We start from the raw sequence: 24,796 nt of genomic DNA, 5'->3' as shown, positions 1-24,796 counted from the left end.
AACCCTAATTATTAGATATTCAAAATAAATTCAAAATCTATTTGTTTAAATTGCAGTATGAAAATCCTGATTGTAGAAGATGAACCGGCAATTGCAAAAAGTATAGCGGATTATATGGCTCCCAATGCATTTATGTGCGAATCTGCACCAACTGCAGCGGTGGCTATGGAAAAGATAGAATTGTACAGTTATGACTGTATACTTTTGGATTTAATGCTTCCCGACGGAGATGGCTTTGAGGTATTGAGAGAGCTTCGCAGACTAAAGAAAACCGACGGTGTAATAATTATCTCTGCCAAGGAAGCACTAGACACTCGTATTGAAGGCTTACAACTTGGTGCGGATGACTATCTTACCAAGCCTTTTCATCTTTCTGAATTACTGGTAAGGATACAGGCAATTATCCGTCGTAAGAACTTCAGCGGAAATAATACAGTTACCTTTCATGAAATTGAAGTGGATATACTTGCCCGTACTGTAACGGTAAAAGGTAACAAACTGGAAGTAACTAAAAAAGAAATTGACCTGTTGCTGTTTCTTATAGGAAATCAGGGCAAGGTTCTTTCTAAAGGAGCAATAGCCGAATATCTATCGGGAGATATGGCTGATATGCTGGATAATCATGATTTTGTATATGCACACATTAAGAACCTGAAGAAAAAACTGGCTAAGGCAGGAAGTACCGATTATATAAAAACTGTTTACGGACTAGGCTATAAATGGAGTGATGAATAAAAAACTGCTTAACATAACTACGCGCAGCTATTTGCGTTACTCGATAATCATTTTGATTATATGTGCTCCATTGTTCTATTATATAAGCCATTGGCTTTATGTATATGAAACCGATGAAATACTTACATTCCATAAGAATGCTTTTATAGAAGATGAAATTCACAATGGCAATTTTTCAGATAGTGATATAAATGAGTGGAATAAATACAACCGCGATGTAGAAATTGTACCTGATACCGGCATCAGAAAAGACTCTATTTTCGGAACGGTTTATTTTGATTCCATTGCTAATGAATCAGAACCTTTTAGGGAACTATGGGCTCCGGTTGAAATAAACGGCAAGTACTATACCTATATAGAAAAAAATAACCTGGTGGAAATGGAAGACATGGTTTATACCGTGGCACTTATGTTCCTGCTTATCATTTTAATTTTGCTGTTGGGGATAATTTTTCTTTCTAACAGGCTGGCTAAAAATTTATGGGGTCCGTTTTATGATACCCTTTCACAAATACGCAATTTTGAAATAGATAAGGACACTAAACCTAATTTTCAAAACACAACTATAGAAGAGTTTAAACGTTTAAATACAAGTTTGGAGCGTCTTATAGAAAAAAATACTGCCATCTATAAAAATCAGAGAGAATTTGTTGAAAATGCAGCACATGAACTGCAGACACCACTCGCTCTTTTTCAGGCTAAGCTCGATAATTTTTCACAATCGGAAAACCTTACCAAAGAGCAGTTTGAACTACTGGAATCTCTTAATAATGATGTATCAAGATTAAACCGCCTGAATAAGAATCTGCTGCTATTATCTAAAATTGATAATGATGTATATTTTGACAAGGAAAGTGTTTTCGTTAATGCTGTAATCAACAAACACCTTGACTTTTTTACAGAACAGGCCAATGCTCAGCAAATTACTGTTACTACAAATCTTTCGGAGCAACTTAATATCACAGCAAATCCTATACTAACAGAAGTATTAATTAATAATCTTTTTTTAAACGCCATAAGGCATAATGTAAAAAAAGGGGATATTATAATAACTACTGATACATACAGTCTTACTTTTACCAATACTGGGGTTACTACTGCTCTTGATGGAGAAAGGCTCTTTGAACGTTTTTCAAAATCAGACCCCTCATCATCCGGAAATGGCTTAGGGCTTGCCATTATCAAGAAGATAACAGAGATAAATAACTGGAATATAGAATATAAATTTAATGATAATGCCCATAGTTTTACCATCAAATTTTAAAATTCAGATTTCCTTCTAAATCACAGTATAGTTTTACACCAAAATCAAACTATAAACTGTGAAAAAGAAAAACGTTTATCAATACATTAAACAAGTACTATTAATCTGTTTACTGTTTTTAAGCCTACCCGGGTTTGCACAGGGTAAAAAAGTGACCCTTTCGGGAACCGTCGCCGATTCTCAGGGTCCTATTCCCTATGTTAATGTAATAATTACAACACAAAAAGATAATAAGGTTATAGGAGGAACATTGAGTTCGGAAACCGGAGTCTATACGCTAAAGGATATCCCATCAGGAAAATACAATCTGGAAATCAGCAGTATTGGGTATGCTAAATCCGTAACTGAAGTCTACGTAGGGACATTAAGTGATTATCAGGATTTGGGAGAAACTATGTTACAGCAGGAAAGTTCAACTCTTAATGAAGTAATTATTGATAAAAAACAGGATGCCGTATCAGAAAAAATGGATAAGAAAGTGTTTTCTGTTGGAGACAATGTTACACAAGCGGGCGGCTCCGTCTTACAGGCGATGCAAAACCTTCCCGGAGTCACGGTAAATAACGGCAAGCTGGAATTAAGGGGAAATGATAAGGTAATGGTGTTAATAGACGGAAAACATACAGCCCTTACAGGTTTTAACAGCCAATATGGACTGGATAACATCCCGGCTTCGGCAATTGATAAAATAGAAATTATAGAAAATCCGTCTGCAAAATATGATGCCAATGGTAATGCAGGAATAATAAATATTGTCTACAAAAAAAATAAAAGCGAAGGCTTATTGGGTAAAGCAGGATTGGCAGGAGGCTATGGCGCCTTATGGGAACGAAAATCCAATCTGCCGGATATGACTCCGCAATACAGCCTTACACCCAAAATCAACCCTTCACTGGCATTAAATTACAGAAAGGAAAAGATAAACTTTTATGTACAGGGAGATTACCTGTATACCGAAACACTTAATAAGAACGAGTTTGTAACTCGTACGTATGATGATGGCACGATAGTTAATCAACAGACAAAACGTAACAGGGACACCCGTTTTACTACATTAAAAAGTGGTATTGATTGGGAATATAATCCTAACAATACCTTATCAATGTCAGTAATGTACGGACGTGAAAAAATACTCGATCATGGTGAAGAACCATTTTTTAATGGCGATTACAGTGAACGCTTAAGGTTTTGGAAATTTCTGGAGGACGAGGTTAAGACCACGGTTATGGGATCGGTAAGTTATCAGCATAAATTCAGCCAGCCGGGACATATACTCAATGCAGGGTTGAACTATACCTTTCACAGGGAAGATGAGAAGTATTTTTTTGATAATATAATGCCTGATTTTACCGGTACTGATGCTTTTAAATTATTATCTGATGAAAATGTGGTTGACCTTAATATTGATTATACCAGACCTTTAAAGCAGGGACGTCTTGAAACAGGTTTCAAATTCAGGAACAGGGTAATCCCTACCGACATGCAGTTTTATCCGGGAACCAACTCGGTTATAGATGCAGATGCCGGAGGTAAGGCAGATTATGAGGAAACAATTCCTGCCGTATATGGCAACTATGTATATGAAACCGAAAAAATTGAAGCTGAGGCAGGTGTACGTTTAGAATATCTCGATCTGGAATATGAGGTGAATCCCAACCATCCTGTTTACAAAACTGACGGCTACCATTATTTTCAGCCTTTTCCTTCTTTACGGTTCGGATATAAAATAAACAACAACCATAAACTTTCCCTTTTTTACAACCGAAGGGTAGACCGGCCTAATGAGGTAGACATAAGGATATTTCCAAAATATGATGATGCCGAGATTATTAAGGTAGGTAACCCAGGATTGCGCCCCCAGTATACCAACTCGGTTGAATTGGGTTATAAGGCACACATTAGTGGCGGATACTTCTTTGCTTCCCTGTACAGTAAGTTCATAGACGGTACAATTACAAGGATTGCCACAACGGTTCCTGAAAATACTATTATTTATAATGTTTTTGAAAATGCAGGTAAAAGCCGAATGATGGGATCGGAAATCATTCTTTCTAAGGAAATTACCTCTTGGTATACCTTTAACTTGAATGCTACGCTCTATCAAAACACTATCGACCCTTTTACAGCTAATATATTGTATCCATCTCCTACCACATATGCATCGGAGAAACAGCAGGTGACATCGGGTAATGTAAAATGGAACAGCATGCTTAAGTTTAAAAATAACCTGAGCGGACAGGTAAGTATGGTCTATCTGGCTCCCGATATTGTACCGCAGGGACGCACACTATCAAGGTTTTCAATTGATGCAGGCCTTAAAAAAGCGATTCAGAAAGGGCGTGGTGAACTATATGTTAATGCTACCGATCTCTTCGGTACCCTTGTGATAAGAAAAACAGTTCAGGGTAACGGTTTTAGTTATTCGAGCAATGATTACTACGAAACACAGGTAATTCGTGTAGGGTACAATTATAAATTCTAGCCCTGGTCAAAAATTCTAAATTTCTTCAAAATTGGTGTGGAATTTTGTCTGAAAAACACGTTTATATATGTGCAAAAAAATTAGCAGGACAGGAAGATTCACACTTCTTGCACATTTTGTTCTATGGTTCCTAACCGTTTCATTACTATTGCGTTTTACCTTTTTTGTATGGGAACATAACGAAGTATCATGGGGCTTTACCGATTTGCTACGCACATTGCTTACAGGCTTATTTTTTGACATAGGCAGTGCAGCATTTATTTCCCTATTACCCGCATTATACTTTGCCCTGTTACCTAATAAATGGATAGGCAGTATAGTCGATAAGGCTATAGTGTGGTTTTTTGTTGGCCTTAATGTGTTTATTTTCACATTCTCATTCTTTGCAGAAATCACCTTTTGGGAAGAATTCTCAAGGCGTTTTAACTTTATAGCTGTAGATTATCTTATTTATACTCATGAGGTTGTAGCCAACATAAATGAATCATATCCCCTGCCGTTACTAATTGGCGGAATTATAATTTTAACTTCGGTTATCCTCTTCATTTTTTATAAAACAAAGGGGTTTGCACTAACATTTACAAGTAAGGTTACCACCAGACAACGTATTACTGTATTGAGTAGTGTAATGATACTGACACTTTTTTACGGTTTCTTTATTACTAATTCTTCCGCAGAATGGTCTGAAAACAGGTATAACTCCGAAATTTCAAAAAATGGGGTGTATTCATTCTTTGCTGCCTTCAGAAACAACCAAATGAAATATACCGACTTCTATACAAGTATAGACCAGAACAAAGCATTAGGTATAGTTGAGGAGAAGTTAAAAAGCACTAACTGTAGTTTTAAAGACAGTAGCCATTCCATACATCGGACCATCACGGACAGCGTGGCATCTTCAGAAAAGAAAAACGTTGTATTTATACTGGTAGAAAGCCTTAGTGGTAGTTTTATGAAAGAGTTTGGTAATGACGAAAACCTTACTCCTTTCCTTGATAGTCTGGCTCAAAAAAGCATCTTTTTTGAAAACCTTTATGCTACAGGTACCCGAACGGTTAGGGGTATGGAAGCTGTTACCTTATGTATTCCGCCCACACCGGGAAGAAGTATTGTAAAACGTCCCGAAAACTCAGGGCTGTACACTATAAGGAATGTATTTGGTTCTAAAGGCTACGACTGTAATTTCTTTTACGGTGGTGATGGTTATTTTGATAATATGAATGCCTATTTCGGTGGAAATGGCTTCTCTATTTACGACCGTGGCAGAGGAAGTGTTTTAAGCGACAAAATCCAGACGGTACGTCATAACATAACCGATGAGGAAGTTACTTTTGAAAATGCCTGGGGAATTTGTGATGAGGATATCTTTAATAAGATGCTATCGGTTGCAGATGAGCAATACAAAAAGAAACAGCCTTTCTTCAATTTCGTAATGACTACCTCTAATCACAGGCCATATACCTATCCATCCGGGAAAGTTGATATTCCATCAGGTACAGGAAGAGCCGGAGCCGTTAAGTATACTGACTATGCATTGAGACAACTTTTTGAACAGGCTTCTAAAAAACCATGGTTTAAAAATACAGTATTTGTAATTGTAGCCGATCACTGCGCCAGCAGTGCCGGTAAGGATGCCATTGATGTGGGCAATTATCACATACCTGCTTTTATCGTAAATTTTGATGAAACCAGTAGTATTAAAATCAACAAACAATGCTCGCAAATTGACTTATTCCCTACCCTGTTCACTTTATTTCACTGGAACTATGAGTCAGACTTCTTTGGAAGAGATGTACTTTGTAATGATTTTGAAGAACGTTCGTTATTGGGTACCTATAGAAAACTTGTCCTGATGAAAAAGGATAAAGTAATGGTGCTGTCAGACCAAAAGAAACAGGATTTTTATAGCTGGAACAAGAAAACCAATGAACTAAAACCTATCGGTATGAATAATGATTTCCTTAACGAAACCATTTCCTGGTACCAGACAGCAGATTATCTGTATAACAATAAACTACTGCAGTAATAGTGAAATATCTTCATTTTATAGTTAATCCTATTTCGGGGAAAGGTCATAATACTTTAGAACAGACTGAACTATTAAATCTTTTCCCTTCAGAACAGTATAAAATAGCGGTAAGCTATACCGAAAGAAAAGGCCATGCACACGAAATTGCTTTAAATGCAATAAATGAAGGTGCACACTGCCTTATTGCCTGTGGTGGTGACGGTACCGTAAATGAAGTAGCCTCTGCTATTGTAGGCACAAGGGTACTTTTAGGTATTATTCCTATGGGATCAGGCAATGGCCTTGCTTCCAATTTGGGTATACAGGGTTCCCTTACACAAATACTAACGAAACTTAAGGCCATGGAGGCCCTTGAAATAGATTGCGGTCATGTCAACGGACACTATTTTTTCAGTAATACCGGACTTGGTATTGATGCAGAAATAATAAAAAAATATGAGCAGGGAGGTTCCAGAAAATTATTGGCTTATATATCAGCCGCATTAAAAGCCTCCCTTTCGTTCAGATATTATCGAACTATTGTACGTATAGATAATATAGAAAATGAAATAAACCCGCTAATGCTTTTTGTTTCAAACAGTAATGAAATGGGATATGGAATGAGCCTTACACCTCAGGCAAAACTAAACGACAGTTATCTCGATCTTGTTGTTATTCCTAGATTGTCCTTTGTACAAAAACTTTTACTGGGACTTCATGTATTGAACCGCTCGTTCCCAAAGTTCAACAAAGCTCAGTCTTTGCGTATGCAGTCTCTTTTTATACATCAGCCCGAAAGAATTTATACAGATATACAAATTGACGGCGAATATCATAGTTTAAAAACAAATAAAATTAATATAGAAATCCTTCGTGCTGCCTTAAAAGTTGTAGTGTAGTCAAAGTTCAGAAAAAATTCAAAATCCATACTGATCTTGCCGCTAAAATAACTGACTCAAATGAAGTAGAACTACGCTAATTCAAAATTCTCCTAAAAATGAAAAAATCCGTTGTTTTATTAGCGCTATACTTCTGTATGGGTAGCTTATGGGCGCAAAACCTATCGGTTGCCGATTCCATTGCAAAGGACACCACATCCAACCTTACCTTTAACTACAAACAGTTGATAATTCCCGGTGTCCTCATCGGTTATGGCCTGGTCGGGCTGGAAAGTGACCAGCTAAAAAGCTTTAACAGCGAAATTCGCGAAGAAGTGCAGGAGCACATTGACGATAAGACCACTGTTGACGATTTTGGCCAGTGGGCACCGGCTGCCTCTGTATTTGCACTGGATGCCCTGGGTATTAAGGCAAAACACAACTTAAGGGACCGTGCCGTACTCTTTACAACGTCCTTTACAATAATGTCGGTGACTGTTTTTAGTTTGAAATCAATCACCAAGGTACAACGCCCGGACGGTACCTCTTTTAATTCCTTTCCATCGGGCCATACCGCAACAGCTTTTGCCGGTGCTGAACTCCTTTACCAGGAATACAAGGACCAGTCCGTATGGTATGGGATAGCGGGATATGCCGTGGCCACCGGTACCGGCCTTTTCAGGGTATACAACAACAGGCACTGGTTTACCGATATAGCGGCCGGGGCGGGAATAGGCATCCTGAGCACTAAAATCGCCTACTGGATCAACCCCTGGCTTACCAATGTACTGTTTAACGGAAAATCCCGTGAAAATAAATCATCTGCCTTCATCATGCCTTTTTATGACGGAAAAATGGCCGGTGTGAGCTTTGCTAAAACATTTTGATTATGAAAACAACAACCCTACTCTTTCTTTTCGCTTCCGTAGGTATAATCTCATGTACAAACAACAATAAAAGGCATTCCTTTATAACCTATCCGCAATTCAGGGAAGACTTTACCAAAGGTCTCTGGCACATGGCGGTTACCGATGGGAAAGCAGATGATGATTATAGTCAGTACGTATTGCATTTCAATACTGACTTTACTTTTACGATAAGCAACCACGAAAAACGATATAAAGGAAAATGGGATGTCTACAGCGTTGATGGTACAGACGATGCGCCTGCCGCTGACATAGGAATGGATTTGCTGTTTACGGCATATGCCCCACATCGGCTTGAAAAACTTGGGCATCATTATCATATAATGGCGCGCAGCATGGAAAAAATTGAGTTGTTGAACGAAGATACGCAACATCCGGAAAAATTGGTGCTGTCCCGCTTTTAGGCTAATGCCGGAAATTATATGAATTGTGGCTGGTATTAAATAGAAAAGGCGACTGGAAATATTTCCGGCCGCCTCAAAAAAACATAACCCAAAAAAGTACTAATCATTGTCCTCATCATCGTTATCCTCATGCTCTTTTTCCCTTTTCTCACCGATGATTTTACCGTCTCCTGATAACTGAACTTCGTATGAGGTCTCCCCTTTTTCAACTGTCACCTCATAAAAGGATACACTACCCGGTTTTTCCGTCATCTCTGCTTCTTCAATTTTATAGCCGGGATACTTGGCCGAAATAGCTTTTACAACGCTTGCCGGTAACTGGGCAACTTTTATTTCAGTTTCGGTTTCCAGCCATTTTCCGTTGGTGTCAAAGTTGGCGGATTGTTCGGTCCCACCGGACTTAAACTCGGCCTCATATTCATCCGCTTTCTCTTTTGACCATTCTACTTTTTTAGCCCCCGGGAACTTTTTGGTAAATGCGGATTGTACCGCCTGCGGTACCTGAACCTTTTTTTCCTGGGCTGTTACCGATAGCGTGGTCAGGGCCAGGGTACCGATAATAAGATATCTTTTCATAATTATATGTTTAATGTTATTCCAAAGCTACTACGTGATTCTGATTAAATACTAAAAATTGGGCAGCTTGGGTAAAAAAAAAGTATTCAGAAAATATTCAGAATTGAGCGGTAAATTCCAAGCTAATTTAAGCCTATGAAAATATTAATAGTAGAAGACGAAAAAGACCTCATATCCGGGTTTCTCACCTTTTCAGAACAGGAAAAAATATCTGCTGATGTGGCTACGACCTACCAGGAAGCCTCAGAAAAAGTGTATTTGTACGAATACGATTGTATCCTGCTCGATATAAACCTTCCCGATGCAAGCGGCCTTCAGCTTCTGGAGGACCTGCAGAAGATGGACAGAAATAACGGTGTAATTGTTGTATCCGCACGAAATTCGGTTACCGACAAGGTAAAGGGATTAAACCTGGGGGCTGATGATTACCTTACCAAACCCTTCCATCTCTCAGAACTAAGTGCCAGGATACAGGCTGTAATTAGGCGCAGGAAATTTGACGCCCCCAATCTGCTTTGCTTTGGCAGCCTGTCCATCGAATTGAATGAAAGGAAGGTCGTGGCAGGAGAATCGCTGCTGAACCTCACTAAAAAGGAATACGATATACTGTTGCATCTGATTGCCAACAAAAACAGGGTAATTACAAAGAATGCACTGGCAGAATATATATGGGGAGACAGTATTGATAATACGGACTCCTTTGATTTTCTCTTCCAACACCTGAAAAACCTGAAAAAGAAACTCAGGCAGGGGCAGGCTGCTATACAGATCAGAAATATTTACGGCGTGGGATACCAAATTGCTGAAATATGAAAACAATACGGCTGCTCACCCTTACCTCACTAAGTTATCTGCTTATTTTTACCTTCTTGCTTCTTGTAAGTTTTTGGGTCTTTCTACGATTTCTTCAGTTGGGCGCTAATGAAAGTACCGATGAATTACTGATAAATAAAAAGAAAAGAATAGTACGCCTATTTCAGGCGACAGAAGAACCACTACCCTTAACCCAGCTGGCCTTATCTGATTATTTTATACAACCTGTTGATGAGAATATCCCCGAATACCAGGTGTTCAGGGATACCCTGATTACTGACAAATCAGATGATGAATCTTATATGTACCGAAAGCTCTCTGCACTGCAAAAAATAAATAATGTAAACTACAGGATAGATATAGTACTCTCTCTGGTTGAAAAAGACGATGTGGTTCAAAGTGTGGTAGTGGCACTCATATTGGTTTTTGTAATAATTGTGGTTGTTTTCTACCTATCATCGCTAGTCCTGTCCAAGAGAATATTTATACCTTTTCATATCACTTTACAACGGCTCAGGAATTTTGAAGTGGACAAATCTTTACAGTACATACCGGTAGATTCCAAAATACAGGAATTTACCATTCTCAACAAGGCCATTTCCGATCTGACCGCACGGGCACAGGAATCTTTTGCAAATCAGAAAACATTTATAGAAAATGCTTCCCATGAACTTCTAACCCCTATAGCCGTAAGCCAGAATAAACTTGAGGAACTGGCAAGCGATGCGGACCTTACAGCGCACCAGTCAGGACTGATAACGGTACTGATCAATGTTAATCAGCGTATGTCCCGGCTAAACAAAACCCTGTTACTGCTTTCAAAAATCGAAAACGGACAGTTCCCCGAAAGGCAGACCATCTGGGTAAGGGAACTGGTAGATGATATACTGTTACTTTTTGAGGAACAACAGGATGAGATGAAACTTTCCGTATCAGTCATGATCAGTAAAAATGTTACGATAAAAGCGAATCTCGTGCTGGCGGAACTACTCGTTACCAACCTGATAAAAAATGCCTTTATACACAACAATACAGAAGGTGAAATATTGATTACCTTCTTAGGGAACTCCCTTACCGTTTCGAATACTTCAAAAAATCCGGCTATTCCCGAAGAACATATGTATCAGAGATTTTATAAAAATTCACAAAGAAAAGAAAGCTGGGGCCTGGGCCTTGCCATTGTTAAGAAGATATGTGAACTGAACCAGTGGGCAATACAATACAGACATATAAAGGGAAGGCATGTATTTGAAATTGTAATTCAATAGAACAGAACGGCTAAGCTTACCTCATCATTAGTAGAGTACCAATCGAAATAACAACAGGCTCATACAGTCGTAAAACTAGCTTAACTGTCCGGTTTTTGAGTCATTGTTTAAAATCTGAATAATGACCAGAACAAGTAATAGTGTAAACAGCACAGAGGAAGAGCCTATCGTACCCAAATCAAACCCACCTTTCTCTACTGGTTTAGTCAATAGATCTCCAAAAGTGGCTCCAAAAGGCCTCGTTAGGATAAAGGCAGCCCAGAATAACACTACCCTAGAAATTTTTGTAAAATAATACAACAGCACTATCCCTGCAATTAGTGATGAAATAAGAATTGCTCCTCCTAAAAAACCCAAACCGCTATCATCTGCCAGATAATCCCCAAGTGCCGTCCCTAGAGTGTTGGAAACCAGGATAGCTGTCCAGTAAAATATTTCTGCCCTTCGTGTGGTAACGGATTCAACGGAAAGGTTATTTTCGACTTTCTTCCATACCAGCAATATTATAAAAAGCAAAGTGACCAGCAACAATGCCCCTTTTGCATAGCCCAACTGCAGGGAACGGTCTATATAATCGGAAACGGTTGTACCGGCCGTGCTTGTCGCCAGTATTACCGACCAGTACACCGCCGGGCGGTACTGCTTTGAAAACAGCTGAAACATAAGTGTTATTATGAAGAAGCTAATTAACATCATCGAACTTATTCCATAACCTATGTTAATCGTCATTGAAAACATATCCCCGGCAGTCTCTCCAAGGGTGGTTGCACATATCTTCATAATCCAGAAGGCCAGTGTAATTTCAGGTAATTTTTTCATGACGGTCTATTTTTCAACGAATCTAACATCAGAATTGGGAGAAATTCTGAATTTTATTGCCTGCAAAGACCTGATTAAAGTAATAGAAATTTCTATTACTCCTTATTCAAAGATGTTCATACCTTCATTATAAACAGGAGTCTGGACGTTAAGAAAATGCAGCACACTATGAAAAACATGGTTTTGTGACAAGGTAGTTTCCGGTTTGAGCTTTTGAGAGCTATCAGAAACCCATACGATAAAAGGGACTTCATACTGCTCCTTAGGTGCTAAACTCATGGGCATGCCATGCATATACAGGTTTTTCTCACCAAGCGACTCACCGTGATCTGAAACAAAAATCATGGTACTTTTATATCCATTAAGTGTCTTCAGATTCTCAATTATCCTGCTCAATATAAAATCCGTGTAAAGAATTGTGTTATCGTAGGCATTAATCAGTTCTTCATGGGAACAATTGCCCAATTCAACACTGTTACATACCGGAGTAAAAGCTTCGAACTGCGGCGGATACTTCTTGCTGTAAGTTGGCCCGTGGCTTGTACTGGTGTGCAGTACAATCAGAATTTTGTTTTTAGTGCTCGCGAGTATCTGTTCCTTCAGGCCGGTCAGCAAAACTTCATCATAGTCACAGCCGGGGCCTGTGCAACCGGGTTTTAGATCTTCTCTTCTTTGGTAGTTTTTTATGTGAACCGGCGGTTCACCCCAGTTGGTTGTCCTCCATACAACCTCAACATCATTCCTGTACAAGTAGTTGGGTAAAATCTCATATAATTGGTTGGAGTCTGTATGCTCCAAAATACACTTCACCCCTGCTGTCGTATAAGTGGCACATGATGTAGCGTTAAAGTGATAGAGGTTGTCCTCTTTTGAAAGCAGGGGATTCGTATCTTTACCGTAGCCGTATAATGAGAAGTTCCCACTCCTTGCTGATTCACCTATGACCAGGACTACTACTGATTTTTCATTATCTGCTATAGTGGCATCCGGAAGTAAAATCTCCTTCCTGTTTTTTTGATATTTATGGATGTAAAACAACGATGTATTAACCGTATATGACCAAGGCATTGCCAGCCCTCCCAACCGCTTTGAATTTTTATCGATCCAAAGCCAGTTACTTGCATTGGCAAAGACCAATACCAGCATGAATAAAAGGGCTAGCGAGGAAGTTTTCAGGAAACGTTTCCAGCTTACGGATACAATGCGCACCTTTATGATATAAATACACGGTATGATTCCCAGTATAAGGACATAAAGTACCAAAGTAAAGGAAAAGAAGCTGCTTGATTCTTCGTAATTGGTATTTAGCAGATTCCCGATCATGCTTTCATCAATTATGACATTATAGGTCATTACAAAGTATACCGCCACAGCATTCAGCATAAAAAACAGGCCTAATAAAAATTTCCCGACAATACGTGAAAGCGAAAATATCAGATACAGTGCAAAAGCATTGGCCAACAGCATAAGAAGCATTAAACTAATAATAAGCAGTATTCCGTGAAAGCCCGTATAATCAATATTGCCAAAAACATACCTGTAAAACGGAAGATGGAACAGCAGGAACATTAGCACGCTCATAAGCAAAACAAAATTCGTTATCCCAATACTATTTTTTAACATACATGTGTACTATTTTAAAGGTTGTAACGGCTAAACTAATGAAAGCGAAATAGAAAATCACTAAATTTTCTCTGGCAATCTTGACAGTCAAAAAGATGCAACAAATTAGAAATAAAATAAATACTATCGGATAATATTTTTTGATTTTAACCCATCCTAAAATATTATTTTCCCTGCTGATGAATACCCCTAAAATACCTGATAAATAACCGATTATAGCACCTGAAATGACATCAAGGGGATAGTGTGCACCTACTCCAACCCTTGTAAATATTAAAATTACCCCCAAAGTAAATACAAAAACAACCCATATGATTTTTGAACTCTTTCTCTTGGGTAGAAACGCGTACAATAAAACAGTAAGGACAGCAAATATTGTAATAGAGTGTCCTGATGGCAGGCTTGTGTTTCCTAATAGGGTTTTCCCAATGATGACGAAACTATTGTCAGGAAATGCAGCTGCAGGCCTGGGTACTGCAAATATTCTTTTTAATGAATAGGAAAGTAATGCGCAGACAAGAAGTGCGGATATCAGGCATTCCCAAATCTTGGGGCTACGGATAATTAAAATTGACAACAACGATAAAAAAATTAGGGGATCCCCAAACTGTGTTAGGTTGTACTGGGTGGACGGGAATTGGGACAGCATAGCATTTAAACTAAAGAATTGCTCTTTCTGAATATTGATATAAGCATGAACATTTAATGCATCCCTAATAAAGAGATACAGGAATATAATGATTAAAAAAAATATGGGAAGCAGGAAATACGCAGGCACAATTTTTAAAAAATTATTATGTACTTTTAATTCTAATCCCGTAGTCGTCTTTGCATTGTTTAATTCTACACCTTTTCGCTTCAAAGTTCAGTTTTTACCTGTTTTAAGGCGAAGTTCAGTAAGGATTCTGATTATTTACTGAAGTATCATTGTTATAAGAAAAAACACATGACGCTTTTCGGTCTTTTCCTTTGAGAATAACTATGGAAGATCGAATAATTTTTGTGACAATACCACTTTTGTACCTGACTGCCATTTTGGGTTTCATACTAAAAAGTGGACTGTCACAGAAAACATTGTAAAATCTATCTTCTTTATCAAATTAACCAATAACTTAAAGTATCCATTACAATTGATTTTACAGTGAAAATACTAGCCTGTATTTATTTCTCAACTTTATATTTAAAGGAAATGTCTAAATGTCAGACTTCTGTATTCTTACTGCATTCAGTATAGCAAGCAGTGCAACACCTACATCGGCAATAACAGCCTCCCACAAATTGGCAACTCCTCCTGCACCAAGTCCTAAAACAATCACTTTAACTGTCATTGCTAAAATTATGTTCTGCCAAACGATCTTCTTTGTTAGCTTTCCGGCACGAATAGCGGTGACTATTTTGGAAGGCTTATCATTCTGTATTACGATATCAGCTGTCTCTATTGTGGCATCGCTACCAAGTCCTCCCATGGCAATACCGGCATCAGCGAGTGCCACAACAGGTGCATCGTTAACCCCGTCACCCACAAAAGCTATCCGTTTACCCTGGTCTTTTAATTCCTGAACCTTTTCAACCTTACCTTCCGGAAGCAGGTCTCCATAAGCATTGTCAATCCCGATTTCCTTTGCAACCTTTTTAACCACAGCCTCTTTATCTCCGGAGAGCATAACCGTCTGCATACCCAAGTTATGCAATTCAGTTATAACTACTGGTGCATCCTCCTTTATTTGATCAGCTATAGTAATGTACCCGCTGTATTGATTATCAATAGCTACCACAACTATGGTATATACTTTTGCATCTACACTATGCGGGTAATCAATATTAAATTTCTTCATCAGTTTTGTGTTGCCTGCAAGGACTTCTTTCCCATCGACGATGCCTTTGAGCCCATGCCCGGAAATCTCCTCTACATTTGAGATCGAGATGTTGTGCAAAGCTTCCTTACCGGCGTATTCCACTACCGCCAGTCCGATAGGATGTGTTGATTGGCTTTCCAAGACAGCCGCCAATTTAAGCAGTTCGTTTTCCGTCACACCCTGAGCTACAACTTCCTGTACTTTAAAAATGCCTTCGGTCAATGTCCCTGTTTTATCCATTACTACAACATCAACCTCCGTCATTACATCTAGAAAATTAGAACCCTTAAACAAGATACCTTTTCGTGAAGCAAGGCCGATCCCTCCAAAATAGCCTAATGGGATAGAGACCACTAAGGCGCACGGACAGCTGATAACAAGAAAGACAAGTGCGCGATAGAACCAAACCTCAAAAATATAGTCCTCTACAACCAAGTAAGGGACCAGGCAGACAAGCAAAGCTAATGCAAAAACAATGGGCGTATACACCTTAGCAAAACGGCTTATGAAAAGCTGTGTCTGTGATTTCCGTGAGGTAGCATCCTGCACCATTTCCAGTATCCGGCTGAGCTTGCTGTCCTGAAACAAAGCTGTAACCTTTACTTCAGCCACTGTATTGAGATTTATCATCCCAGCAAAAATCCTCTCACCTTTTTGCTTAGTATCAGGCTTACTCTCACCCGTCAGGGCTGCTGTGTTAAACGAGGCTTTATCAGATACCAGCTCACCATCCAGGGCAACTTTCTCCCCCGGCTTCACCTGTATAACCTCACCAACCTTTACCTCTTTAGGATGAATAACTTCTGTCTTATTGCCACGGATTACTGTTACTTCCTCCGGTCGAACATCAAGCAGTGCCTTGATACTGCGTTTAGCTTTATTTACCGCACTGTCCTGGAACCACTCCCCTATGGAGTAAAAAGCCATAACAGCTACCCCTTCACTGTAGGATCCGATAGCAAATGCACCTAAGGTAGCAATGCTCATAAGAAAAAACTCATTGAAGAAATCAAATCTTTTTGCCTTACGCCAGGCTAAAAAAAGTACATTATATCCTGATAACAAATAAGCTATAGCATAAATGATAAAATTATAAGGAAATACCGGAATATAGTCGAAACCATATTCCAGTGTAAGCATTACAAAAAGAATGGCTATTGCCAAAAGCAACGGCCAGTGCCCTTTCCAGCCCTCATTGTCTTCCACAATTTTTGCGGTCGAGCCCTGTGTAATTGAAGCATTGTCGTTATTCATAGTGTATAATTTTGTGATTAGTGTTGGTGGCCTCCGCCTCCTTCGCTCTTAAGCAGGTGGCTTTGGATATAATAAGCGCCTTTGAGCACGATTTTGGCATCTTTTTCAATATCCTGCAGGATTGTCACCTGGACATAACCCAACTGGCTTGTTCCTGTCTTGACCTCAATACGCTGAAAATGGTAGGTTTTGCCTTCCGGTTCTTTATGCTCGTGGCCGTCATCATGAGCGTGGCCCTCCTGGGCGCCGTGGTCGTGGTCGTGCCCATGCCCGTCATCGTGGCTGTGGCCTTCCTGCTTATCATGAGGGGGTTCCTCATGCCCTTCTTCCAGGACAAAGATGTACTCCCTGCCGTCAGCCCTTATAACGGCATCGGCTGGTAGCGCTTCCACCTGGCGTGTGCCCACATCGATAAGCGCATTGATATACATCCCCGATATAAGTGACTTGGTCGGGTTCAGTATCTCCGCATGTACGGCAACCGACTTGGTATCGTTTTCAAAGGACTTGCTCACATTGAATACCTTGCCTATTATTTCGGTATTGTCCTGGTTGGTCAGCACGAACCTGATGTTTTGCCCCTCTTTTACCTTTTGGAGGTCCTTCTCATACACAAGAAGGTCTACATGGAGCTTGGTATTATCCACGACTGTGAACAGCGGCTTGCCAACTTCCGCATTGCTGCCGAGTTTGACGTTCACTTGCGTAACGTAGCCTGATAAAGGTGAGGTAAGTGACATTACCGATGTGGCCGATGACTTACTGAGGTTCAGCACTGACAGCTGCCTGTCAAGGGAAGCCAGCCGCGCTTTCTCGATATCATAATCAGATTTGGTGCGTTGGAACACTTTCTTGGAATTTACGTTTTCCTCACTGAGTATCTTCTGCCTGTCGTATTCAAGCTTTAGGAACTCCAGGTTGCTTTTGGAAGTCAGGTAAGCTTCCTGCAGCTGCGCAAATTCAGGGCTCTCAAGGGTCGCCAGCACCTGCCCTTTCTTTACGAACTGCCCTTCTATGACGTTAATGGACTTGACGATACCTGTCATGTGCACTGAGACGTCCGCCTGGTTTTGCGGGGGAAGTTTTGTATAGCCGTTGGCATTGACAACTTCGCTGAGGTTTTTCAATGAAAATGTCCCGAGCTCGATTGAGGAAGCTGTGAACTGCGCCTCATTGAGCTCGACTTCCTTAATGGCAGACGCCTCCTTTTCACCGCTTTCCTGCTTCTTTTCTTCCTGTTCGTGCTCATGGTTGTGGGCATCGCCTTCCATGGTATTGCTCAGCAGGAAGTAATCGAAGGCAAGCACGGCTGACAGCCCCAAAATAATATACAGTATATGTTTAAGCTTTATATTTTTCATTATAGTCAGATTATAGGTTTAATAGAAATTGAAGGTAGATCACCGCCTGGTTATGGTTGTTCACCGCATTGATATAGCTCCTCCTTATATCCAGGGCTGTTTCCAGGCCCTGCATATATTCAACATAGGATATATCGCCATTCATGTATGCCTTTGTCGAATTATTGACGATAGTATCCGCATTAGGCAATGCGGTAGTATTATAGTAGTTTATCAGCGATTCAAAAGTGCTGAGCTGTTCCAGCTGCTGCTGGAACTCACCCTGTAATTGTGCCTGGAGGTAATCTGCGTTCATCTGCTGCACTTCAACATTGGTCTTGGCAGCCCTGATCCTGGCTGACCCGCTCCCTGCGAAGATAGGTATCCCGATGCCTACCGAAAATCCCTGAAATTGCAGGGAGCTGTCGTAGGTGAACGGCGAACCATTGACATCCTGCACGCCGCGCATGGACTGGATAAAATAACCTACCGTAAAATCAGGCATCAGGACAGAACGCTCCACCCTTGACCCGGCTTTGGCTACTTCCAGCTCCTGCAGTGCGAGCTGTACATTGGCATTTTGCTTCACGAGAGCCGAATCGCGTACGGCGATAGCCACAAGCGGAATGAAGGTTGTATCGGTAATAGTGAAGTCTGCTTCAAGGTTCAGCAGGATCCGCATCCTGGAATGCTCTAGTTTTATCATGGCCTCGTTTTGCTTGATCTGCTGTTGCAGTTCCTGCTGTTTGGCAATTGCCGTGGTGTTTTCAAGGGATCCCGTCTCCCCTGTCCGGAACTTCAGGTTGGCTGCCCGTACAAATTTCTGCATATAGCCGTTTTGCTCCTGAAGTATCTTATTGAGCTCTGTATAATAAAGCATGGCGTTCCATGATTGCCGTACCCTGTAGGACAGCTCCTGCTTTGTGACCGCAACGCGCAGTTCCGAAGCAGCGGCGGTCTCATTCAGCAGTTTCCTCCGCGCCCCAAACTGGAAGGGGCTGAACGTCTGGGAAATACTGATATATTTATCCTGGGCGGCGGTGTTCACCTGGCCGAAGGTCCCGCTAACTTCAGTCTTAGGCAAATCAAAAGCGGTTCCCTTGAGCTGTGACTGCATACGGCTCTCCAATACTGAAGACTGGACGCCCTTATTATTCTGTACTGCTGTGGTGATTGCTGAATTCACATCAAGGCTCTTTGCCGTCTGGGCGTTGCCCGAGATCGAGAACATCAGCGCTATAATGGCCACACCCCCGATTTTTGGTTTGTATCCAAATCCCTTCTCAAAATAGTAATAAAGTATCGGCAGCACTACAAGGGTTAGCAGTGTCGCCGTGATGAGCCCCCCGATTACAACCGTTGCCAAGGGTTTCTGCACCTCAGCACCCGCACCCGTACTCAGCGCCATTGGCAAAAAGCCCAGGGACGCCACCGATGCGGTAAGGATTACAGGCCTTAGCCTCGCCTTCGTGCCTTCATGGATGCGTTTGAAAATATCAGTCATGCCTTCGGATTTAAGTTGGTTAAAATAGGCAATCAGTACGATACCATTCAATACCGCCACACCGAACAGGGCTATAAACCCGACACCAGCGGAAATACTGAACGGCATACCTCTCAGCCACAGCGCAAACACGCCGCCTATCGCCGAAAGGGGTATTGCGGTAAAGATCAGGATGGATTGCTTCACAGATTTAAACGTAAAGTACAGCAGTACGAAAATCAGTGCTAGAGCCGCAGGCACGGCAATCATCAGGCGTTTGTTAGCCTCCACAAGGTTCTCAAACTGCCCTCCGTACGTGATGTAATAACCGGTAGGCAGCTTAAGGCTTGTCTCGAGCTTATCCTGTATTTTGTTCACAACCGATTCAACATCTGCCCCACGGACATTAAATCCGATTACGATTCTCCTCCTACCGTCTTCCCTGCTGATCTGCATCGGCCCTTCCTCATATTTGATGTCGGCTACCTGCTCCAAAGGGATCTGGCTGCCTGACGGCAGGGTAACGTACAGCGATTTAAGGTTGCTGATATCCTGCCTGCTTTCTTCCTCCAGCCTTACGACCAGGTCAAAACGCTTCTCGCCTTCATATACAATACCGGCTTTTTCCCCTGCAAAACCCATGCGGATTACCCTGTTCAGGTCCCCTACATTAAGCCCGTAAAGCGCCAGCTTGTCCTTGTTATAGCGTATTGTGATCTGGGGTAAGCCTGCCACCCGCTCTGCCTTTGCATCGGCGACCCCGGGTATGCCTTTGATCATCTCGGTAACTTCGTCGCCTTTACTGACCAGCATATCGATATCCTCCCCGAATATCTTGATGGCCACATCGCTCCTTACCCCGGTCATAAGCTCATTCATACGCATCTGTACCGGTTGTGAAAATTCCGTGGTAGCCCCCGGTATCTCCTCCAGGGCTTCCTCCATTTTTTCCATGAGCTCTTCTTTGGTCTCTGCGGAGGTCCACTCATCCTTGTCTTTGAGTATGATGATCATGTCACCTGCCTCAATGGGCATAGGGTCCGTCGGGATTTCCGCGCTGCCTATCTTGGTGACGACCATTTTTATTTCGGGGAATTTATCCCGTAATATTTTTTCTGCTTTCGTAGTGGCCTCAATTTCCTGCGAAAGAGAGCTTCCGGAAGCTATTATCAGGTGTGTGGCCACATCGCCTTCATCAAGGGTGGGTATAAACTCGCCTCCCAGGGAATTAAATACTAAAAGTGCCATGGCAAATATTGCTATTGAGAGTCCCAGTATCATGCCCTTTAGCTTCAGCGACTTATCCAGAAGGGGGCGGTAAACATTGTAAATTGAAGAAATGATCTTGTCACTGAAATTCGGTTTATGCCCGGTTTCCTTCTTGAGTACCAACGCGCTCATCATCGGGACATAGGTAAGCGAAAGGATAAAGGCGCCGAGGATGGCGAAGGACACGGTCTGCGCCATAGGGCCGAACATTTTTCCTTCCACCCCTACAAGGGCTAATATGGGCAGGTAAACTATCAGTATGATGATTTCCCCAAAAGCGGCGCTGCTACGGATTTTCGAGGCAGCCGTATAGACTTCCTCATTCATCTCGGCAGCCGTCAGATTTTGTTTTTTACGGACCTCGAGCCTGTGTATTATCGCTTCCACAATAATGACTGCACCATCGACAATAATACCAAAATCGATCGCCCCGAGGCTCATCAGGTTACCACTCACACCGAATAATTTCATCATCGAGATGGCAAACAGAAGTGCAAGTGGAATAACAGACGCAACTACCAGGCCTGCACGCCAGTTACCCAGCAGCAGCACCAATATGAAGATCACGATCAGGGCGCCTTCTATCAGGTTCGTCCGGACAGTGCCGATGGCATTGTCGACCATTACCGTCCTGTCGATAAATGCTTCAACAGTAACGCCTTCCGGCAAGGTTCTTTTAATCTGCTCCATCTTTTCCTTCACACGCTCAACGACCACACCGCTGTTCTCGCCTTTGAGCATCATCACAAATCCGCTGACTTCCTCGCCCTTACCGTCTTTGGTAACTGCCCCATAGCGGATGCTGCTGCCAATCTGGACTTTTGCCACATCCCTGATCAGGATAGGGATACCGTTGACATTCTTTATGACGATCTTATTGATGTCATCAATGCTGCCTACCATACCGATACCCCTGATAAAATAGGCATAAGGCTTCTTATCAATATAGGCTCCACCTGTGTTTTCGTTATTGGCTTCCAGCGCTTCGAAAATTTCGGCAACCGTCGTATTCATGCTCTTTAGGCGGTCCGGCTGCACAGCTATCTCATATTGCTTGAGCAGGCCGCCAAGGGTATTTACCTCTGCCACCCCGGGTGTCCCGGTTAATTGTGGTTTTATGATCCAGTCCTGTATGGTGCGCAATTGGGTCGCATCATACTTATCCTCATAACCTTTTTCTGGAAAAACTACATACTGGTAAATTTCACCAAGACCTGTACTTATAGGGGACATTTCCGGTCTCCCGAGGCTGTTGGGTATAATATCCTCTGCCTCCTTAATACGTTCTGATATTTGCGCCCTGGCCCAATATATATCTACATTTTCTTCAAAAACAACGGTCACCACGCTTAGCCCAAAGCGGCTTATGGAGCGAAGTTCTACTATCTTGGGTATCGACTTTACGGATTGCTCAATAGGGTAAGAAATAAGTTGTTCAACCTCTTGGGTTGCAAGTGTTGGAGAACTGGTAATAATTTGTACCTGATTATTTGTAATATCAGGCAAGGCATCGATTGGAAGGTTATACAATGAGTATGTGCCCACTACAACCAATACCAAAGTGGATAAAGCAACAATAAACTTATTGTTGATGCTAAAATGAATGATCTTATCTAACATTGATAATGCATTAGTATAATAATTTAATTAATTACTCGCCGCAAACAAGCATGCGGCATAACCCGGCTCATCGCCGGCAAAATCATTAAACTAATTGGGGTGGCTGCCAGATGGAGCCATGAAAATCGGACTTTACCGATTGGTAGAAGCTTGGAATTAAAGCAGAAGGTAATTCAGAAATAAAAATACAAAACTGCGTCACAGGTTGTAATACTATACCTACAACACAACTGCTGCAAACGCAAAAGGGTGTACAAATTTCCATATCATGATGGTCATTGTCTGCCTGTTGGCTCAATTGCATTGAGTGTGTGTTGCCAAGAGAAGCATGGGCGTCACTGCAAGGCAATACCATAAGCACCAGTAAATAAACTGATAAAAACTTGATAAATATTTGCCTTGTTTTCTGCATCGTTTGTAAAAATAGAAAATAAATTTCAATATATCATCCTTAAACAAAATTACCCGAAATAGAAACTGATTGTACCTCCCCTATTTGATAGGTTTTTAAACACCACCAAAAATTAGCAAATTTGCCCATTTCCAATCCAAAATATTTTATATTTGTGACCTAACCAGCAACCCTTCGCCGGTATGTCTTTGAAAATCAAACAAATGGTTTATTTGTGATGTTTGTCGATATTTAGATAAAAACTGTATCCCTATTGTACCTCGAAAGCCCGAAATTCAGCAATATCAAGGCTTGCTAATTTCTGTATCGGTAAATGATATTTTTTTTAATAACGTCTGTTCATTTTAAAAAAATTACAATGAGACATAAACAAAAACTAAATGAAATTGAAAATCTGTATATTTTTTCTATCTTAATATATCAACAATCAGGATACTCATGAATATTAAAAATAATTTCAGAATACTATATACAAGAATCATTAACAGTATTGCATTTTTACCAGGTATAATTGCTGTATGCTTTTTAATATTATCGATCATTATGCTGGAGATTGATTTATCATCTTTTGGCACTAAACTTAAATCAAATAACAACTGGCTACAATTAAAAGATGCCAGCACAGCAAGGTCAATTGCTTCTACAATAGCAGCTGCACTACTATCTCTTACTGTTTTTAGTTTTACTATGGTAATGGTGGTACTTAATCAGGCTGCTTCTCAAATGAGTAACAGGGTATTAACCAGCATGATTCAAAATCGTTTTCAACAGATTGTACTGGGTTATTATATTGGTACCATCGTGTACTCACTGGCAATATTATCAACAATACGGGATACTAGTGATTCAATTACAATTCCATCCTTAAGTATTTATCTGCTTATTATTCTTACAGTTATAGCTGTTTTCCTTTTCATATACTTTTTGGATTATGTTACCAAGACAGTAAAATATGAAACAGTTATAGAAAGAATAGAACGTAAAACACTTACAGCAATATCTAATACATTTAAAACCGAAGTTACAGAATATGAACAATATCAGTTAACAGGTATAAATATAGCAATGCCGAAGTCAGGTTATTTTCAGGGATTTGACACAGAAAATCTTCTTAAAATAGCTATGGAGAACCATTTAGTGATTCATTTTTGCTATAAACGCAGTAGTTTTTTGTTAAAGGACATTGCGGTAATGGAAGTATTTACCGAAAGTCACATAACTAAAGAAATGACAGAAAAGATAATAGCAACTGTAGACTTATATAATGGCCAGCCTATTGAACTAAATGCCGATTATGGTTGCCTGCAACTTAGCGAAGTAGCCATTAAAGCATTGAGTCCGGGAATAAACGACCCTGCAACTGCTGTATTGAGTCTTAATGCGCTTGTTAATGTATTAGCCAGCCGCTTATACAGTAAACTGCCTGAAGTTTATACAGATAAAGAAAATATGCCCCGTATATACTGCCCGTCATCCGGTTTTAAAGAAATGTTCGAAACATGTATCATTCCAATATGGAATTACGGTAAAAATGATCAGTTTATACAGGAAGCAATGCTAAATGCAATGATACTATTAAAAGAAAGAGATATAAAAAATAGCTATCAGGATCTTTTCGATAAGTTTCAGTTTAAGATAACAGAATTGAAAGAAAAAAATAAACTGTAAACAGATTATACCAGACTATTAGAGATAATGTCTTGAATTAGAATTTTACTTCTCCTGAAAAATTCAAAATTAATTCAAAATCTATTTGTTTAAATTGC

General features: G+C 40.6%; 18 protein-coding genes. 10 read left to right on the top strand and 8 right to left on the bottom strand.

What is annotated here, in order from left to right; genetic code table 11:
* The first annotated feature begins 57 nt into the window (after positions 1-57).
* From V3Z67_RS00390 to V3Z67_RS00360, 7 genes are all read left to right on the top strand, one after another.
* Positions 58-735, top strand: a complete 678-nt coding sequence (locus V3Z67_RS00390; protein ID WP_330441452.1) for a response regulator transcription factor — start codon at positions 58-60, stop codon at positions 733-735.
* A complete protein-coding gene (gene porY, locus V3Z67_RS00385) occupies positions 728-1,999 on the top strand; it encodes a sensor histidine kinase (protein ID WP_330441451.1) in 1,272 nt (423 codons plus the stop codon). The genes V3Z67_RS00390 and porY (V3Z67_RS00385) overlap by 8 nt, the downstream gene beginning before the upstream one ends.
* 58 nt (positions 2,000-2,057) lie before the next feature.
* Positions 2,058-4,481: a TonB-dependent receptor domain-containing protein gene (locus tag V3Z67_RS00380; protein WP_330441450.1), complete on the top strand. Its 2,424-nt coding sequence runs from the start codon at positions 2,058-2,060 to the stop codon at positions 4,479-4,481.
* A gap of 67 nt (positions 4,482-4,548) precedes the next feature.
* The gene (locus V3Z67_RS00375) at positions 4,549-6,507 is read left to right on the top strand and encodes an LTA synthase family protein (RefSeq protein ID WP_330441449.1); all 1,959 of its coding nucleotides are present in this window, start codon (positions 4,549-4,551) and stop codon (positions 6,505-6,507) included.
* Between the two features lie 2 nt (positions 6,508-6,509).
* Positions 6,510-7,388 carry a diacylglycerol/lipid kinase family protein gene (locus V3Z67_RS00370; protein WP_330441448.1) on the top strand — a complete coding sequence of 293 codons (879 nt, stop codon included), beginning with the start codon at positions 6,510-6,512 and terminating at the stop codon, positions 7,386-7,388.
* Between the two features lie 98 nt (positions 7,389-7,486).
* Entirely contained in the window at positions 7,487-8,254 is a 768-nt protein-coding gene (locus V3Z67_RS00365; RefSeq protein ID WP_330441447.1) for a phosphatase PAP2 family protein, read from the top strand.
* A 2-nt stretch (positions 8,255-8,256) separates the two neighbouring features.
* A complete protein-coding gene (locus V3Z67_RS00360) occupies positions 8,257-8,697 on the top strand; it encodes a hypothetical protein (protein WP_330441446.1) in 441 nt (146 codons plus the stop codon).
* A 99-nt stretch (positions 8,698-8,796) separates the two neighbouring features.
* Here V3Z67_RS00360 and V3Z67_RS00355 read toward each other — a convergent pair whose 3' ends face one another.
* Positions 8,797-9,273: a PepSY-like domain-containing protein gene (locus tag V3Z67_RS00355; RefSeq protein WP_330441445.1), complete on the bottom strand. Its 477-nt coding sequence runs from the start codon at positions 9,271-9,273 to the stop codon at positions 8,797-8,799.
* A 135-nt stretch (positions 9,274-9,408) separates the two neighbouring features.
* On the opposite strand from V3Z67_RS00355, the gene V3Z67_RS00350 reads away from it, so the two are divergent.
* The gene (locus V3Z67_RS00350) at positions 9,409-10,086 is read left to right on the top strand and encodes a response regulator transcription factor (RefSeq protein ID WP_330441444.1); all 678 of its coding nucleotides are present in this window, start codon (positions 9,409-9,411) and stop codon (positions 10,084-10,086) included.
* A complete protein-coding gene (gene porY, locus V3Z67_RS00345; RefSeq protein WP_330441443.1) occupies positions 10,083-11,354 on the top strand; it encodes a sensor histidine kinase in 1,272 nt (423 codons plus the stop codon). Before V3Z67_RS00350 ends, porY (V3Z67_RS00345) begins: the two co-directional genes overlap by 4 nt.
* Before the next feature lie 75 nt (positions 11,355-11,429).
* Here porY (V3Z67_RS00345) and V3Z67_RS00340 read toward each other — a convergent pair whose 3' ends face one another.
* The 7 genes from V3Z67_RS00340 to V3Z67_RS17440 all read right to left on the bottom strand — a co-directional run bounded on the left by V3Z67_RS00340 (position 11,430) and on the right by V3Z67_RS17440 (position 23,030).
* A complete protein-coding gene (locus V3Z67_RS00340) occupies positions 11,430-12,173 on the bottom strand; it encodes a COG4705 family protein (RefSeq protein WP_330441442.1) in 744 nt (247 codons plus the stop codon).
* A gap of 102 nt (positions 12,174-12,275) precedes the next feature.
* Entirely contained in the window at positions 12,276-13,796 is a 1,521-nt protein-coding gene (gene eptA, locus V3Z67_RS00335; RefSeq protein ID WP_330441441.1) for a phosphoethanolamine--lipid A transferase EptA, read from the bottom strand.
* Positions 13,783-14,658 (bottom strand): phosphatase PAP2 family protein, encoded by an 876-nt coding sequence (locus V3Z67_RS00330; protein WP_330441440.1) that lies wholly within the window; start codon positions 14,656-14,658, stop codon positions 13,783-13,785. The genes eptA and V3Z67_RS00330 overlap by 14 nt, the downstream gene beginning before the upstream one ends.
* Positions 14,659-14,989: 331 nt before the next feature.
* The gene (locus tag V3Z67_RS00325; RefSeq protein WP_330441439.1) at positions 14,990-16,906 is read right to left on the bottom strand and encodes a heavy metal translocating P-type ATPase; all 1,917 of its coding nucleotides are present in this window, start codon (positions 16,904-16,906) and stop codon (positions 14,990-14,992) included.
* Between the two features lie 17 nt (positions 16,907-16,923).
* A complete protein-coding gene (locus tag V3Z67_RS00320; protein ID WP_330441438.1) occupies positions 16,924-18,267 on the bottom strand; it encodes an efflux RND transporter periplasmic adaptor subunit in 1,344 nt (447 codons plus the stop codon).
* Between the two features lie 10 nt (positions 18,268-18,277).
* Positions 18,278-22,618, bottom strand: coding sequence for a CusA/CzcA family heavy metal efflux RND transporter (locus V3Z67_RS00315; protein ID WP_330441437.1), 4,341 nt, complete (start codon positions 22,616-22,618; stop codon positions 18,278-18,280).
* An 85-nt stretch (positions 22,619-22,703) separates the two neighbouring features.
* A complete protein-coding gene (locus V3Z67_RS17440; RefSeq protein WP_442902251.1) occupies positions 22,704-23,030 on the bottom strand; it encodes a DUF6660 family protein in 327 nt (108 codons plus the stop codon).
* 438 nt (positions 23,031-23,468) lie between these two features.
* Here V3Z67_RS17440 and V3Z67_RS00310 point away from each other — a divergent pair, with 438 nt between their 5' ends.
* Positions 23,469-24,698 (top strand): DUF2254 domain-containing protein, encoded by a 1,230-nt coding sequence (locus tag V3Z67_RS00310; RefSeq protein WP_330441436.1) that lies wholly within the window; start codon positions 23,469-23,471, stop codon positions 24,696-24,698.
* The last annotated feature ends 98 nt before the right edge of the window (positions 24,699-24,796 follow it).

The organism is Flavobacterium sp. C4GT6, from assembly GCF_036347315.1.
Taxonomy (GTDB): domain Bacteria; phylum Bacteroidota; class Bacteroidia; order Flavobacteriales; family Flavobacteriaceae; genus Flavobacterium.
The sequence above is the reverse complement of the archived record's forward strand: the minus strand, read 5'-3'. Positions and strand labels throughout refer to the sequence as shown.

Coding starts and splice junctions, on each gene's coding strand:
- V3Z67_RS00360 (WP_330441446.1), top strand. CDS start 8,257: ATGAAAACAACAACCCTACTCTTTCTTTTCGCTTCCGTAGGTATAATC.
- porY (WP_330441451.1), top strand. CDS start 728: ATGAATAAAAAACTGCTTAACATAACTACGCGCAGCTATTTGCGTTAC.
- V3Z67_RS00365 (WP_330441447.1), top strand. CDS start 7,487: ATGAAAAAATCCGTTGTTTTATTAGCGCTATACTTCTGTATGGGTAGC.
- V3Z67_RS00390 (WP_330441452.1), top strand. CDS start 58: ATGAAAATCCTGATTGTAGAAGATGAACCGGCAATTGCAAAAAGTATA.
- V3Z67_RS00325 (WP_330441439.1), bottom strand. CDS start 16,906: ATGAATAACGACAATGCTTCAATTACACAGGGCTCGACCGCAAAAATT.
- V3Z67_RS00320 (WP_330441438.1), bottom strand. CDS start 18,267: ATGAAAAATATAAAGCTTAAACATATACTGTATATTATTTTGGGGCTG.
- porY (WP_330441443.1), top strand. CDS start 10,083: ATGAAAACAATACGGCTGCTCACCCTTACCTCACTAAGTTATCTGCTT.
- V3Z67_RS17440 (WP_442902251.1), bottom strand. CDS start 23,030: ATGCAGAAAACAAGGCAAATATTTATCAAGTTTTTATCAGTTTATTTA.
- V3Z67_RS00340 (WP_330441442.1), bottom strand. CDS start 12,173: ATGAAAAAATTACCTGAAATTACACTGGCCTTCTGGATTATGAAGATA.
- eptA (WP_330441441.1), bottom strand. CDS start 13,796: ATGTTAAAAAATAGTATTGGGATAACGAATTTTGTTTTGCTTATGAGC.
- V3Z67_RS00315 (WP_330441437.1), bottom strand. CDS start 22,618: ATGTTAGATAAGATCATTCATTTTAGCATCAACAATAAGTTTATTGTT.
- V3Z67_RS00355 (WP_330441445.1), bottom strand. CDS start 9,273: ATGAAAAGATATCTTATTATCGGTACCCTGGCCCTGACCACGCTATCG.
- V3Z67_RS00350 (WP_330441444.1), top strand. CDS start 9,409: ATGAAAATATTAATAGTAGAAGACGAAAAAGACCTCATATCCGGGTTT.
- V3Z67_RS00375 (WP_330441449.1), top strand. CDS start 4,549: ATGTGCAAAAAAATTAGCAGGACAGGAAGATTCACACTTCTTGCACAT.
- V3Z67_RS00310 (WP_330441436.1), top strand. CDS start 23,469: ATGAATATTAAAAATAATTTCAGAATACTATATACAAGAATCATTAAC.